Here is a 13700-nt window from a genome sequence, read left to right on the forward strand (position 1 = left end):
TCAGTCAAAAATTCGGCTTTGCAGAACATGGCGAAGCAGATGTGCTTTATCGTGGGAAGGATTCTGCCCCAGCAGCGCATCGAGACTCGCCTCACAGGCACGCGTCTCGCCCAGCCCCAATTGCCCTAAGGCGGTGATAAACAGGCAATGTTGGCGATGTTTGGCATCAGCAGGCGTGTCGAGCACAACCAGGTCCGGCAGCGATACCGCAAAGAAATCAGCTTCCGGCGGCGTTTCAGACTGGTTTTCTACCCATGCAAGGAAGCTTTGGAAGTGTTTATCGGCCTGCGCATTGTCACCTAATGCACGCAACGCCATCCCCTGCCAGAAGAGATAGTCAACCGGCTGATCGTTGTAGTAACGTCCGGCATCAAGGGTATTGCCGCCCAGCGTCGCACGCTGGAAGCATTGTGTAGCCTGTTGTCTGTCATGCTGACGTACTGCACAGCATCCCAGCAGATACCAAATATCGTTGTCCGTTTGACCCGGAAGACGTCCTTCACCAAGGTTCTCTGGGTATTGCAGTGCCTGACGCAGCAGTTCGGTGGCTGACGTCAACGCGTTGGCGCAGAGGCTCTCCAGTGCACGATGCATTTGATTGAGCAAATACTGTCCGGTCACTTTGCCTTCACCACCCTCCCAGGGATGGAAGATGCGTTCACGCAGAACATTTGCCGCCGCGGAATAGTTACCTTGCGCATGCCAGAGACTGAGCAACTCAGCGGTCAAATCGTCGCGTTTCAGTGCAACCTGAACGTTGTCCTCAAGCGCTTGCAAACGCGCCGCTGCCGACGTGGACGTTAATTTTTTGAGGTAATCGAGTTCAAACAGGAAGCGGGCATTCTCAGGCGCCAGCGTTACGGCCTGTTGCAAATGCGCATACGACGCCTGTCCATCATGATGTTTGTTCCATGCATATATTCCCAGCAAGCGATGCACAGCAGCGTTATTCGGCTCCTGCTCAAGCGTACTGCTCCAGCAACTTACTGCATCGTCGTAGCGACGTTTGCTGTACCAGAAGCACCCCAGCATATAACGAGCGAAGGCAAACGCCTGCAATGTTTGCAGCATCTGGACTTCATCCAGAGTGTTTGGAAAACGGACACGATGGCCGAGAGATGCACGGGCGCGTTCGATAAGCGGCGTAGGATCGTCGCTCAGTGAGGCTTGCCACATCAGTGGCAACGTCTCCTGGCTATCAAGCAGGTTCAAAAGCGACCGGGCCTGTTCTTTCAGCCCCATCGACATCAGCCAGCCAGCAAGCTCACAGGCGTTGGTCCCCCGTCTCCCTGTGACGGCTATCAATGCATCTGCCGATTCAGCCGTTTTTTCTATCGCCCAGCGCGCGTAGTGAAGCACATAGCTCAGCGGATAATCCTTCAACCGCGCCGTGATAAATGACAGCGCCTGAGCCTCGCGCCCCAGCTCAGCCAGCGCCAGTGCTTTGAGCCCCATTGCCAGGTTATTACTGGCGTTAAAGCTCAAGCTGCGTTCGACTTTCTCCAAAGCCAATGCCGCATCGCTGCGCTTCATTGCCAGGCGAGCCAGCGACCAGTACGCCGCATCACGGCAGTCGCCGCTCCAGCTCGCTTTGTAGTAGTGATCCCAGGCAGTAGCGTCATCACCCATTCTTTCAAGCGCTGCCGCCAGCAACATACTGGCCTCACCATTACGCGGATTTTTGTTCCAGCGATGCGCCCGTTTCAACGCGGCCTCTGCGCAGAATTTTGCTTTCGCCCAGTCGGCGCGATTTAATGCCAGCGTCCCCAGTGCAACATTATTGCGATAATCGTCAGGGTCGATATCCAGTGCCCGCTGATAGTACTCTTCAGCATATCGGCTGGCGTGGTTGTACTGTTCAAGATGCTGACCAATAAAGTAAAGATCGTCGCTATTGCTTAACTCATCTGGTCGGGCAGGTGCTGTCGCGGCAGCCGGAAGCGGTGTTTCCTGTGGAATATGCTCCTCGTAATTCAGTAATTCTCTGCCAGACTCATCAATCACACGCATCGTCAGACGTTGATAATCACAATCCGTCAGAGTGGTCTGCCAGCTTTCACCGGGTTTTAACGTAACGCGTTGTTCATACAGCGGTTTACCATTCTCAGTTACCGTTACCTGCACCGCATCCAGCGGAGCAATCGCGTATACGCCAATAGCCAGTTGCCCGTTTTCACGCAGTAGTTTCATGGCAAGTTGCGTGCTGGCATTCTGTATCATTCCCAGTTCGCTGTAGGGCAGGAAGTTCTGCACAAAGACTTTTTCTTCGTAGGGAGCAAGCCAGGTAAAATCGGGCTGGTTATCGGTGAAGACACCGGTCATCAGCTCAATATAGGGGCCATTTTCGTCTGTCAGATTACGATCCCAGGCGGTACCAAAATCGTCATAGCCCCAGGTCCACTGTTTTTTGCCAGGCGAGATATGATGATCCGCAACATGGAGAAGGCCACCACGCTCACCATGATGCCAGGCACCAACGAAGTCGTAATCTGATTTCTCCGCCATGTAGGAGGTCGGCACCGGCACATTTTTATAACGAGAAATGTCGACGCCTGCGGAGTAATCCACCTTATAGTAAGTACCGGTAGCGATCGGGAACGCGGAAACATCGCGCTTGCCGTGATCGAAAACCGCCGTCACATCCGGGGGGAAAACGCTCTGGTGATCGTCGCCGCCTTTCACGGCTGGGTTGGCCCACCACAGGAAATGGCGCGGTGTGGCGTTACCGTTAAACACTTTGCCGGTGATTTCAATCAGCGCGCGGTCCGGATAGAGCGTAAATCCGGTCATAACCTGCAAGCCGCGCATCGGTTCAACCTCACCCATCCAAACGGTTTGCTCGCCGTTCTCACCGGGCTGAATGGTAAAATCCACGGGCATAAAAGTGGTGGGACGATGGTGCTGAGGCCAGTTAAATTCGATACCGCCGGAAATCCACGGACCTAATAGCCCCACCAGCGCAGGCTTCACCACTTCGTTGTAATAGACAAAATCACGCTGCTGCACTTTATCCCAGGCGCGATGAATACGTCCGCCCAGTTCAGGCAACAGCATAATGCGAATGAAGTCGTTCTCCATCCACACCGCCTGATAATCGCGCATCTCGCGCTTGCCGGTCAGCGTATCAATGACGCCATAAGGGTAAACAGCGCCAGAGGAACCTTGATAGACCCGCTTTTCAAGGAACATCGGGTTAGGATCTTCCTCACCCACCGTCCACGTTGGCATTGAGAGGGTCTCTTTCCACACCTTAACTGAACCGAACATGTGCTCTCCACTAAATAAATTGAAGTTAAATAAGCGACATGTTTATTCTGTACGACTAAAACGGCGTTAAATTGCGCAATGCTCACGCAATACAGTTAAGGGTGTTTAGTGTATGCAACTTTCAGGCTTTAATAATGCTCGAGTGAGGCAGGAAAATAAGCGGGTTTTTCTTGCCTGCTTCTGGCGAGAGAAAATCTTGAGTAAATCTCAGCTTTCTCAAATGACCGGGCTGTCTATTCCGGCGGTGAGCAACATTCTTGATGAATTGCTTCAGGAAGGGCGAATCGCACATTCAGTTGAAAGCCTGAGTCAGCGAGGGCTCAGCAGTGGCAGTTATCATCTTCCCGTCGATGGCGACTGGACACTGTGTATGAATATCACCCCCACCAGCATTGAAACGTTACTCGCTGATGCCTGCTTAACGCCGCAGGAAGACGTCTCGTATCAGACTATTGCCGCCCCTACGCCGCAGGCTCTTCTGGCAGCTATAGAATCCTGCTGGCGACGTTATCATCAGCGTTATCCGGCCAAAAAAATCAATCTCGCCCTGGCCATTCATGGACAGGTGGATCCCGTTACTGGGGTATCACAGACGATGCCGCAAGCGCCCTGGAAAGAGTCGATAGAAATTAAGTATCTTCTTGAAGAAAAACTCAATATTAAGGTACGCATGGATAACGACTGCGTGATGCTGGCTCTGGCTGAAAAGTGGCAAAATCCTTCACTACGCGATGATTTTTGCGTTATTAACGTCGATTACGGGATTGGTTCCTCATTCGTTATAAACGGCCAAATCTGGCGCGGCAGTCTCTACGGCAGCGGGCAAATCGGCCACACTATTGTGGATCCTGATGGCATCGCGTGTACCTGTGGTCGTTACGGTTGTCTCGAAACAGTGGCCTCATTGAACGCCCTCAAAAAGCAGGCTCGCCAGTGGCTGAAACTTCAGCCCGATACTCACCATAGTCCGGAGTCATTAACGACAGCGGCACTTATCGCTTCGTGGCAACAAGGAAATATACAGATTCAGGCGTGGGTAGAAACTGCCGCCAACGCAATAGGGTTAAGTATTTATAACTTCCTGAATATAATGAATATTAATCAAATCATTTTTTATGGACGCAGTTGCGACTTTGGTGAACAGTGGCTGAATACCATTATTCGTCAGACCGGCTTCAACCCATTCGATCGAGGAGAAACATCGCAGGCAAGGGCCACGCATATCGGTTTTGGCACGCTTTCGCGAGCCCAGCAACTGTTAGGAATTGGCTATCTGTATGCCGAAGACCAGCTCAACACACTTTCGTGGCGACGTTCAGGCTAGCTCACACCGCGTCTTCACAATATCTATAAAATCGCGCAGCGCCGGTTTCAGCTCGCCCTTTTTCCACGCCATCAGCAGGGCAATGGTCGGCGCATCGCCAGCCAGCGGACGAAACACCACCTGCCCGGTGTTGAAACTCTGCATATAACCGGGGATCAGCGACACGCCGAGCCCCATGCCCACCAGATTCATGGTGACCAGAATATTGGTCGCCATCTGCACAATCTTCGGCTGACACTGCTGATCGGTAAGCCATTTATCGACGATCGACGCCAACGCGCCGGAATAAGCGGGATCGGTGCTGATAAATTCGACGCCGTTCAGCTGTGCCGCGCTGATTTTGCGCTCACGCGCCAGCGGATGCGTGGCGGGCATCACCACCGCCAGCGGTTCATGGAACAGCTCCAGATAATCAATTTCCGGGTTGTAGATGGGATGGCGCATCAGGCCGACATCCAGCTCGCCGCTGCGCAATTTTTCTTCCTGCTGAGTGGTTATCAGGCTCACCAGTTCAATTTGCGTTTCCGGTTGGCGCAAGCGCAGCAGCGGCATCACCTTCGGCAACAAATTGACTTCCGCCGAGGGCACAAAACCAATCACCAGATGATTCCCCAGAAGCGCGGCGTTGCGCGCGCGGGCTTTCGCCTGCTCCGCCTGGTCAAGGATCGCCAGCGCATCGGTAAGAAAGCATTCGCCCGCCGTGGTCAGCGTGACTTTGCGTTTATCTCTTTCCAGCAGCGAGACGCCCACGCACTGTTCCAGGTCGCGAATTTGGCTACTGAGCGATGGCTGCGAGGTATGCAGTTTTTCCGCCGCGCGCGTGAAGTTTAGCTCCTGCGCAACGGCCACAAAGTAGCGAAGGTGTCTCAGTTCCATGCCCTTCTTCCTGTCATAGATAAAACGTATCAGCTGGTAGAAATTAAGTATTTCACATAACAACAACCAATTAGCAACATAGTAAAGACACAAAAACCAGAAGGTCAATACCTCTTACCCACGAGATAACGATATGACCACGAAAACACCTGTAGACATCTACTCTCTGATCGACACCCACAACGGGAGCGTCACCCCGCGCATTTACACCGATCCTGACATCTATCAACTGGAGCTTGAACGCATTTTTGGCCGCTGCTGGCTGTTTCTGGCGCACGAAAGCCAGATCCCGAAAGCGGGCGACTTTTTTAATACCTATATGGGCGAAGACGCGGTCGTTGTCGTGCGCCAGAAAGACGGCAGCATCAAAGCCTTTTTGAACCAGTGCCGTCACCGCGCCATGCGCGTGAGCTATGCCGATTGCGGCAATACCAAAGCGTTCACCTGCCCCTACCACGGCTGGTCTTACGGCATTAACGGCGAGCTGATTGATGTACCGCTGGAGCCTCGCGCCTATCCGCAGGGTTTGTGTAAATCCCATTGGGGATTAAACGAAGTACCCTGCGTAGAAAGCTACAAGGGGCTCATTTTTGCCAACTGGGATACCTCCGCCCCGCCACTGCTGGATTATCTGGGCGACATGAAGTGGTACCTCGACGGCATGCTGGATCGCCGGGAAGGCGGTACCGAAATCGTCGGCGGCGTGCAAAAATGGGTGATCAACTGCAACTGGAAATTCCCGGCAGAGCAGTTCGCCAGCGACCAGTATCACGCTCTCTTCAGCCACGCCTCCGCCGTACAGGTGCTGGGCGCGAAAGATGACGGCAGCGATAAACATCTTGGCGATGGCCAGACCGCCCGCCCGGTGTGGGAAACGGCGAAAGATGCCTTACAGTTCGGCCAGGACGGGCACGGTAGCGGCTTCTTCTTCACCGAAAAACCAGACGCCAACGTATGGGTGGACGGCGCAGTCTCCAGCTATTACCGCGAAACGTACGACGAAGCCGAACAACGACTGGGCAAAGTGCGCGCCCTGCGCCTGGCTGGTCATAACAATATTTTCCCGACCCTCTCATGGCTGAACGGCACCGCCACACTGCGCGTCTGGCACCCCCGAGGGCCGGATCAGGTGGAAGTATGGGCCTTCTGTATCACCGATAAAGCCGCCTCTGATGAGGTGAAAGCGGCCTTTGAAAACAGCGCCACCCGCGCCTTCGGCCCGGCGGGCTTTCTGGAGCAAGATGACTCGGAAAACTGGTGTGAAATCCAGAAGCTGCTGAAAGGCAACAAAGCGCGTAACAGCCAGCTCTGCCTGCAAATGGGGTTGGGCCAGGAAAAACGTCGCGAAGACGGCATTCCGGGCATTACCAACTACATCTTCTCAGAAACCGCCGCACGCGGGATGTATCAGCGCTGGGCCGATCTCCTCGCCAGTGAAACCTGGCAGGAAGTGGATGAGAAAACCGCCGCCTACCAGCAGGAGGTGATGAAATGAGCAATCCCGTCTCTTTAGAACTGCATCATCGCATCGCCCAGTTTCTCTATCTGGAAGCGTCCCTGCTCGACGACTGGCGTTTCCGCGACTGGCTGGATCAGCTTGATGAAGAGATCGTCTACACCATGCGCACCACGGTAAACGCGCAAACCCGCGATCGCCGTAAAGGCAAACAACCGCCGACGACCTGGATCTTCAACGACAACAAAGATCAGCTTGAGCGCCGGATCGCCCGTCTGGAAACTGGCATGGCCTGGGCCGAGGAGCCACCGTCACGCACGCGCCATATGATCAGCAATATCCAGGTGAGCGAAACAGAGCAGCCGGATGTGTTTGCCGTTCGCGTGAATTATTTGCTTTATCGCGCGCAAAAAGAGCGTGATGAAACCTTTTACATCGGAACGCGCTTTGACAAAGTGCGCCGCCTGGATGGCGAACAGTGGCGTCTGCTGGCACGTGAAATCGTGCTCGATCAGGCGGTGATCACCTCCCACAACCTGAGTGTATTGTTCTGATGAGCCGTGTATTTGCCTGCTCCACTGCGGAGCTGCCGGAGGGCGAAGCGCTCCGGCTGGAAACGACCCCCGTTATCGCCCTGTTTCACGTCGGCGGGGAATTCTTTGCCATCAACGACCGTTGCAGCCACGGCAACGCGTCAATGTCTGAAGGGTATTTGGAAGACGATGCCACCGTGGAATGCCCGTTGCATGCCGCCAGCTTCTGCCTGAAAACCGGTAAAGCGCTGTGCCTGCCCGCAACCGATGCTATTGCCACCTATCCGGTGTATGTGGAAGGCGACGAAGTGTTTGTTGATATTCCGCAGGAGGCATCATGAGTGATTTAAAAGATGAGGTGGTTTTCATCACCGGCGGCGGCTCCGGCCTGGGGCTGGCGCTGGTCGAGCGCTTTATTGAAGAGGGGGCGAAGGTTGCCACACTCGAACTGTCGGGCGCCAAAGTTGCCAGCCTGCGCCAGCGTTTTGGCGAACATGTGCTGGCGGTTGAGGGTAACGTCACCTGTTACGCGGATTACCAGCGCGCGGTTGACCAGACGCTGACGCAGTTTGGCAAGCTGGACTGTTTTATCGGCAATGCGGGCATCTGGGATCACAACGCCTCGCTGGTGAACACGCCTGCCGACGCGCTGGAGAGCGGCTTCTACGAGTTGTTTAACGTGAACGTGCTCGGTTATCTGCTGGGTGCGAAAGCCTGCGCCCCGGCACTGATTGCCAGCGAAGGCAGCATTATTTTCACGCTCTCCAACGCTGCCTGGTATCCCGGCGGCGGCGGCCCGCTGTACACCGCCAGCAAACACGCGGCGACGGGGTTAATTCGCCAGTTGGCCTATGAACTCGCGCCAAAAGTGCGCGTCAATGGCGTCGGTCCTTGCGGGATGGCGAGCGATTTACGCGGCCCGCAGGCGCTGGGGCAAAGCGATACCTCGATTATGCAGTCGCTGACGCCGGAAAAAATCGCCGCCATTCTGCCGCTGCAATTCTTCCCCGACCCGGCAGACTTCACCGGGCCGTATGTGATGCTGGCGTCACGGCGTAATAATCGGGCATTGAGTGGCGTGATGATTAACGCCGACGCGGGCCTGGGCATTCGCGGCATTCGCCACGTTGCCGCCGGACTCGATCTCTAAGGAGCCGCCATGAATAACGAAATTATTGCCATTATCGGTGGTGGTCAGGCAGCGGCAATGGCGGCTGCCTCGCTGCGCCAGCTGGGTTTTGGCGGCGAAATACACCTTTTCTCCGATGAACCGCAACTGCCCTATGAACGTCCACCGCTGTCGAAAGCCATGCTGCTTGACGATAACCCGCAGTTGCAGCCGGTCCTCGCCGCCGACTGGTGGCTGGCAAATAATGTGCAGTTGCATCTGGGCGTGACAATCCGCCAGCTCGACCGCCAGGCCAAAACGGTGGTGCTGGCGGACGGTCAACGCTACCCCTGGACGAAATTACTGATAGCCACCGGGGCGGCGGCGCGTCCTCTGCCGATGCTGGATGCGCTGGGCGAACGCTGCTTTACGCTGCGTCATGCCGGGGATGCTGAACGCCTGCGCCCGGTGCTGGACGCCGGTAAATCACTGGTGATTGTCGGCGCGGGAACCATTGGCCTTGAGCTGGCGGCCAGCGCCACCCAGCGCGGTTGTCAGGTTACGGTCGTCGAGCTTGCGCCTACCGTGATGGGCCGAAACGCCCCGCCGCCGGTACGCGATTATCTGATTCATCGCCATCAGCAGGCGGGTGTACGTTTGCTGCTCAACAGCGCAATCGAGCACGTTGATGTGGGCGAAATGCTAACGCTGACATTGCAAAGCGGCGAACCGCTTCAGGCCGACGCGGTAATTTACGGCATCGGTATTGTGGCGAATGACACCCTTGCCCGCGATGCCGGGCTGGAAACGGCCAACGGTATCGTAGTGGATATCCGCTGTAGTACTGCCGACCCGGCAATTTTTGCCGCCGGTGATGTGGCGATAACGCGTCAACCGGACGGCTCCCTGCATCGCATTGAAAGCTGGGAAAATACCAACTTTCAGGCGCAAACCGCTGCGGCAGCGATGCTGGAGCAGCCGCTTCCCGTCGCCACGCCGGGCTGGTTCTGGACCGATCAATTCAGCGATAATCTGCAATTCGTGGGTGAGATGCAGGGCGAAAACTGGATCTGTCGCGGTAACCCGGATGAGCGAAAAGCTATTTGGTTTCAGCTGCGCGATGGGGCGCTGGTTGGGGCTGTGGCGCTTAATCAGGGGCGCGAAGTACGCGTACTGCGCAAGCTGATTCAGTCGGGCAAAAAGCTTGCGGTCGATGCGCTGACCGATGAAAGCATGGTGCTTAAGTCGCTGTAAGTCAGTAAACATAACGGCGCGTCGCGTGGCAGAGTGTCACATTGTGTATTACGTTTTAAGAACACGTCTTAACACAATGGAAGACTATGAACACACTACGTTATTTTGACTTTGGCACATCGCGTTCGCTGATGTTGCTTATCGCGCGCATCGCTCTCGTTCTGCTGTTTATCCTTTTCGGTTATCCGAAAATGCTGGGCTTTGAGGGCACGGTTCAGTATATGGCGTCCTCGGGCGCGCCAGTGCCAACGCTGTCGGCGATTATCGCCATCATTATGGAAGTACCAGTCGCCATTCTGATTGTACTGGGCTTCTTCACGCGCCCGCTGGCGGTTATCTTTATTTTCTATACGCTGGGTACGGCGGTGATTGGTCACCATTACTGGGATATGACCGGTGATGCGGTGGTGCCAAATATGATTAACTTCTGGAAAAACGTCAGTATCGCGGGCGGTTTCCTGCTGCTGGCAATTACCGGGCCGGGCGCGATTTCGCTGGATCGCCGGTAAACAAATTTGTAGGCTGGATAAGGCGTTTACGCCGCCATCCGGCAAAATAATGGACACAAAAAAGGCCGCTTGCGCGGCCTTTTCTTATTCTGCAAAACAGAATTATGCGTAAACCGGGAAGCGTGCGCAGATATCCAGAACTTTACCTTTGATGCGCTCGATAACCGCTTCATCATTGATGTTGTCCAGAACGTCACACATCCAGCCAGCCAGTTCCTTCGCTTCCGCTTCTTTGAAGCCACGGCGGGTGATTGCCGGAGAACCGATACGGATACCGGAGGTCACAAACGGGCTCTTCGGATCGTTCGGCACGCTGTTTTTGTTGACGGTGATGTTGGCGCGGCCCAGGGCGGCGTCAGCTTCTTTACCGGTCAGGTTTTTGTCAACCAGGTCCAGCAGGAACAGGTGGTTTTCAGTACCGCCGGAAACCACTTTGTAGCCACGGTTCAGGAACACTTCAACCATCGCTTTGGCGTTTTTCGCAACCTGCTGCTGGTAAACTTTGAACTCAGGTTCCATCGCTTCTTTCAGTGCTACCGCTTTACCGGCAATCACGTGCATCAGCGGGCCGCCCTGCGCATTTGGGAAGACAGCGGAGTTCAGTTTTTTGTACAGCTCTTCGTCACCGCCTTTCGCCAGGATCAGGCCGCCACGCGGACCCGCCAGGGTTTTATGGGTGGTGGTGGTCACAACGTGCGCGTGCGGAACCGGGTTCGGATAAACGCCCGCGGCAATCAGACCCGCAACGTGGGCCATATCGACGAACAGATATGCGCCGATGCTGTCAGCGATTTCACGCATTTTTGCCCAGTCAACGATACCGGAGTAAGCAGAGAAACCACCGATGATCATCTTCGGTTTATGCTCTTTAGCCTGCTTCGCCATGTCTTCGTAGTCAATTTTACCGGACTCATCAATACCGTAAGGGATGATGTTGTACAGTTTACCGGAGAAGTTTACCGGGGAGCCGTGAGTCAGGTGACCGCCCTGCGCCAGGTTCATACCCAGAACGGTATCGCCCGGCTGCAGCAGTGCGGTGTAGACCGCGAAGTTAGCCTGTGAACCGGAGTGCGGCTGAACGTTAGCGTAGTCTGCGCCAAACAGCTCTTTCGCACGGTCGATAGCCAGTTGCTCAACGATATCCACATACTCGCAACCGCCGTAGTAGCGTTTGCCCGGATAACCTTCAGCGTATTTGTTGGTCAGCTGAGAACCCTGTGCCTGCATAACGCGCGGGCTGGTGTAGTTTTCGGAGGCGATCAGTTCGATGTGCTCTTCCTGACGTACTTTTTCCTGCTCCATAGCCTGCCACAGTTCGGCATCATAATCGGCAATGTTCATTTCACGCTTTAACATCCGCATCTCCTGACTCAGCTAACAGTAAATTTTTTAAGCCCTGATGGACAACGGCCAACAGTATAACTGATTAGTTCTGCGATAACAGGTCTTGACAAAGGATTTTACGCAAACGTTTTCCTTCACGCCGCACAAGGGCTTGAGGAATAAAGGCTCGCCAAATTTCAACGGATATCTTTTCAGGTTTGTGATGCAAATTCTTCACGTTGTAACCAACATGATGCATTGTTACAAAGAACCATTTACAAAGCAGGGGTATTTTTATAAGATGCATTCAATATGCAACAATAGATAATTGTAAAAAGGAAGCCTGCCATGCTTGATGCTCAAACCATTGCTACCGTCAAAGCCACTATTCCCCTGCTGGTTGAAACCGGCCCCAAACTCACCGCCCACTTTTATGACCGGATGTTTACCCACAACCCGGAACTGAAAGAGATTTTCAATATGAGCAACCAGCGCAACGGCGACCAGCGTGAAGCGCTGTTCAATGCCATTGCAGCCTACGCCAGCAATATTGAAAACCTGCCGGCCCTGCTGCCTGCGGTCGAGAAAATCGCGCAGAAACACACCAGCTTCCAGATTAAACCTGAGCAGTACAACATCGTGGGTGAGCACCTGTTAGCGACGCTGGACGAAATGTTTAGCCCGGGTCAGGACGTGTTGGACGCATGGGGGAAAGCCTACGGCGTGCTGGCGGGAGTATTTATCAACCGTGAAGCAGAAATCTACCAGCAGAACGCCAACAAAACCGGCGGCTGGGAAGGCACACGCCCGTTCCGCATCGTGGCGAAAACGCCGCGTAGCGCCCTCATCACCAGCTTTGAATTTGAACCAGTGGACGGCGGTGCGGTTGCCGATTATCAGCCGGGCCAGTATCTGGCGGTCTGGCTGAAACCGGAAGGCTTCCCGCATCAGGAGATTCGTCAGTATTCTCTAACCCGTAAAGCGGACGGCAAAGGCTACCGTATTGCGGTGAAACGCGAAGACGGTGGCCAGGTATCAAGCTGGCTGCACAACTCCGCGAATGTCGGTGATGTGGTGCATCTGGCGGCACCTGCGGGCGATTTCTTTATGTCCGTGGAAAACAACACCCCGGTGACGCTGATTTCCGCCGGTGTCGGTCAGACGCCAATGCTGGCAATGCTTGATACACTGGCGAAATCCAGCCATACCGCGCAGGTGAACTGGTTCCACGCGGCGGAAAATGGCGATGTGCATGCCTTTGCCGACGAAGTGAAAACCCTGGGTTCCAGCCTGCCGCGCTTTATCGCGCACACCTGGTATCGCCAACCGACCGAGGCAGATCGTCAGGCAGCCGCGTTTGACAGCGAAGGATTGATGGATTTAAGCGCGATGGAAGGTGCGTTCAGCGACCCGGCAATGCAGTTTTATCTCTGTGGCCCGGTCGGCTTTATGCAGTTTGCCGCGAAGCAGTTGGTTGAGCTGGGCGTGAAGCCGGAAAGCATTCATTACGAGTGCTTTGGGCCGCATAAGGTGCTGTAATTTTTGCCCTCACCCCGCCCTCTCCCACAGGGAGAGGGAGAAAACCAGCGCAAGAATTGACGCCAGCACAAACCATTCCCTCTCCCTGCGGGAGAGGGTTAGGGTGAGGGGCATACGGCGTTAAATCGCCGCGTCGTCCTCTTCACCCGTACGAATACGGATCACGCGCGCCACGTCAAAGACGAAGATTTTGCCGTCGCCGATTTTGCCCGTTTGCGCCGTGCGGATAATAGTATCCACGCAGGTATCGACGATATCGTCGCTGACCACGATTTCAATTTTGACTTTCGGCAGGAAGTCCACCATGTATTCCGCACCGCGATAGAGCTCGGTGTGGCCTTTCTGACGACCAAAGCCTTTCACTTCCGTTACCGTCATCCCGGTAATACCGACTTCCGCCAGTGCTTCACGTACATCATCCAGTTTGAAGGGTTTAATAATCGCATCAATTTTTTTCATGGTGTTCCTGTTTTTCAGTCGCGTAACCGGTTGCTCACCGTATCATAAATCA

The 13700-nt window shown here is 54.7% G+C and carries 12 protein-coding genes; 8 read left to right on the forward strand and 4 right to left on the reverse strand.

Annotation, left to right across the window (positions count from 1 at the left end):
- A complete protein-coding gene (locus ACWWFX_RS20820; protein ID WP_473224685.1) occupies positions 1-3267 on the reverse strand; it encodes a DUF5107 domain-containing protein in 3267 nt (1088 codons plus the stop codon).
- 112 nt (positions 3268-3379) lie between these two features.
- Between ACWWFX_RS20820 and ACWWFX_RS20825 the strand changes: the two genes are divergently transcribed.
- The gene (locus ACWWFX_RS20825) at positions 3380-4591 is read left to right on the forward strand and encodes an ROK family protein (RefSeq protein ID WP_473224686.1); all 1212 of its coding nucleotides are present in this window, start codon (positions 3380-3382) and stop codon (positions 4589-4591) included.
- Here the strand turns inward: ACWWFX_RS20825 and hcaR are convergent.
- A complete protein-coding gene (gene hcaR, locus ACWWFX_RS20830; protein WP_473224687.1) occupies positions 4583-5467 on the reverse strand; it encodes a DNA-binding transcriptional regulator HcaR in 885 nt (294 codons plus the stop codon). The two genes, ACWWFX_RS20825 and hcaR, sit on opposite strands and share 9 nt — an antisense overlap.
- A gap of 133 nt (positions 5468-5600) precedes the next feature.
- Between hcaR and hcaE the strand changes: the two genes are divergently transcribed.
- The 6 genes from hcaE to ACWWFX_RS20860 all read left to right on the forward strand — a co-directional run bounded on the left by hcaE (position 5601) and on the right by ACWWFX_RS20860 (position 10327).
- On the forward strand, positions 5601-6962 hold the full coding sequence (gene hcaE / locus ACWWFX_RS20835) for a 3-phenylpropionate/cinnamic acid dioxygenase subunit alpha (RefSeq protein ID WP_231826503.1): 1362 nt from the start codon (positions 5601-5603) through the stop codon (positions 6960-6962).
- Complete coding sequence (gene hcaF, locus ACWWFX_RS20840) at positions 6959-7477, forward strand: 3-phenylpropionate/cinnamic acid dioxygenase subunit beta (protein WP_456146206.1); 519 nt, start codon at positions 6959-6961, stop codon at positions 7475-7477. The genes hcaE and hcaF overlap by 4 nt, the downstream gene beginning before the upstream one ends.
- Positions 7477-7797, forward strand: a complete 321-nt coding sequence (gene hcaC / locus ACWWFX_RS20845) for a 3-phenylpropionate/cinnamic acid dioxygenase ferredoxin subunit (protein WP_276219370.1) — start codon at positions 7477-7479, stop codon at positions 7795-7797. Before hcaF ends, hcaC begins: the two co-directional genes overlap by 1 nt.
- Positions 7794-8606 carry a 3-phenylpropionate-dihydrodiol/cinnamic acid-dihydrodiol dehydrogenase gene (hcaB, locus tag ACWWFX_RS20850; RefSeq protein ID WP_473224688.1) on the forward strand — a complete coding sequence of 271 codons (813 nt, stop codon included), beginning with the start codon at positions 7794-7796 and terminating at the stop codon, positions 8604-8606. Before hcaC ends, hcaB begins: the two co-directional genes overlap by 4 nt.
- A gap of 9 nt (positions 8607-8615) precedes the next feature.
- Entirely contained in the window at positions 8616-9818 is a 1203-nt protein-coding gene (hcaD, locus tag ACWWFX_RS20855) for a phenylpropionate dioxygenase ferredoxin reductase subunit (protein WP_473224689.1), read from the forward strand.
- A gap of 86 nt (positions 9819-9904) precedes the next feature.
- Positions 9905-10327, forward strand: a complete 423-nt coding sequence (locus tag ACWWFX_RS20860; protein ID WP_276219364.1) for a DoxX family protein — start codon at positions 9905-9907, stop codon at positions 10325-10327.
- 102 nt (positions 10328-10429) lie between these two features.
- On the opposite strand, the gene glyA is transcribed toward ACWWFX_RS20860, so the two are convergent.
- A complete protein-coding gene (gene glyA / locus ACWWFX_RS20865) occupies positions 10430-11683 on the reverse strand; it encodes a serine hydroxymethyltransferase (RefSeq protein ID WP_015963408.1) in 1254 nt (417 codons plus the stop codon).
- A gap of 315 nt (positions 11684-11998) precedes the next feature.
- Here glyA and hmpA point away from each other — a divergent pair, with 315 nt between their 5' ends.
- Entirely contained in the window at positions 11999-13189 is a 1191-nt protein-coding gene (hmpA, locus tag ACWWFX_RS20870) for an NO-inducible flavohemoprotein (RefSeq protein WP_473224690.1), read from the forward strand.
- A gap of 120 nt (positions 13190-13309) precedes the next feature.
- On the opposite strand, the gene glnB is transcribed toward hmpA, so the two are convergent.
- Positions 13310-13648 (reverse strand): nitrogen regulatory protein P-II, encoded by a 339-nt coding sequence (glnB, locus tag ACWWFX_RS20875; protein ID WP_003860685.1) that lies wholly within the window; start codon positions 13646-13648, stop codon positions 13310-13312.
- Positions 13649-13700 lie beyond the last annotated feature (52 nt).

This window comes from Pseudocitrobacter sp. 2023LY-00077 (genome assembly GCF_055796175.1).

What these genes read in the sequence shown, in the direction of transcription:
- ACWWFX_RS20820 (WP_473224685.1), bottom strand. Translation starts at nt 3,267, where the DNA reads ATGTTCGGTTCAGTTAAGGTGTGGAAAGAGACCCTCTCAATGCCAACG.
- ACWWFX_RS20825 (WP_473224686.1), top strand. Translation starts at nt 3,380, where the DNA reads ATGCAACTTTCAGGCTTTAATAATGCTCGAGTGAGGCAGGAAAATAAG.
- hcaR (WP_473224687.1), bottom strand. Translation starts at nt 5,467, where the DNA reads ATGGAACTGAGACACCTTCGCTACTTTGTGGCCGTTGCGCAGGAGCTA.
- hcaE (WP_231826503.1), top strand. Translation starts at nt 5,601, where the DNA reads ATGACCACGAAAACACCTGTAGACATCTACTCTCTGATCGACACCCAC.
- hcaF (WP_456146206.1), top strand. Translation starts at nt 6,959, where the DNA reads ATGAGCAATCCCGTCTCTTTAGAACTGCATCATCGCATCGCCCAGTTT.
- hcaC (WP_276219370.1), top strand. Translation starts at nt 7,477, where the DNA reads ATGAGCCGTGTATTTGCCTGCTCCACTGCGGAGCTGCCGGAGGGCGAA.
- hcaB (WP_473224688.1), top strand. Translation starts at nt 7,794, where the DNA reads ATGAGTGATTTAAAAGATGAGGTGGTTTTCATCACCGGCGGCGGCTCC.
- hcaD (WP_473224689.1), top strand. Translation starts at nt 8,616, where the DNA reads ATGAATAACGAAATTATTGCCATTATCGGTGGTGGTCAGGCAGCGGCA.
- ACWWFX_RS20860 (WP_276219364.1), top strand. Translation starts at nt 9,905, where the DNA reads ATGAACACACTACGTTATTTTGACTTTGGCACATCGCGTTCGCTGATG.
- glyA (WP_015963408.1), bottom strand. Translation starts at nt 11,683, where the DNA reads ATGTTAAAGCGTGAAATGAACATTGCCGATTATGATGCCGAACTGTGG.
- hmpA (WP_473224690.1), top strand. Translation starts at nt 11,999, where the DNA reads ATGCTTGATGCTCAAACCATTGCTACCGTCAAAGCCACTATTCCCCTG.
- glnB (WP_003860685.1), bottom strand. Translation starts at nt 13,648, where the DNA reads ATGAAAAAAATTGATGCGATTATTAAACCCTTCAAACTGGATGATGTA.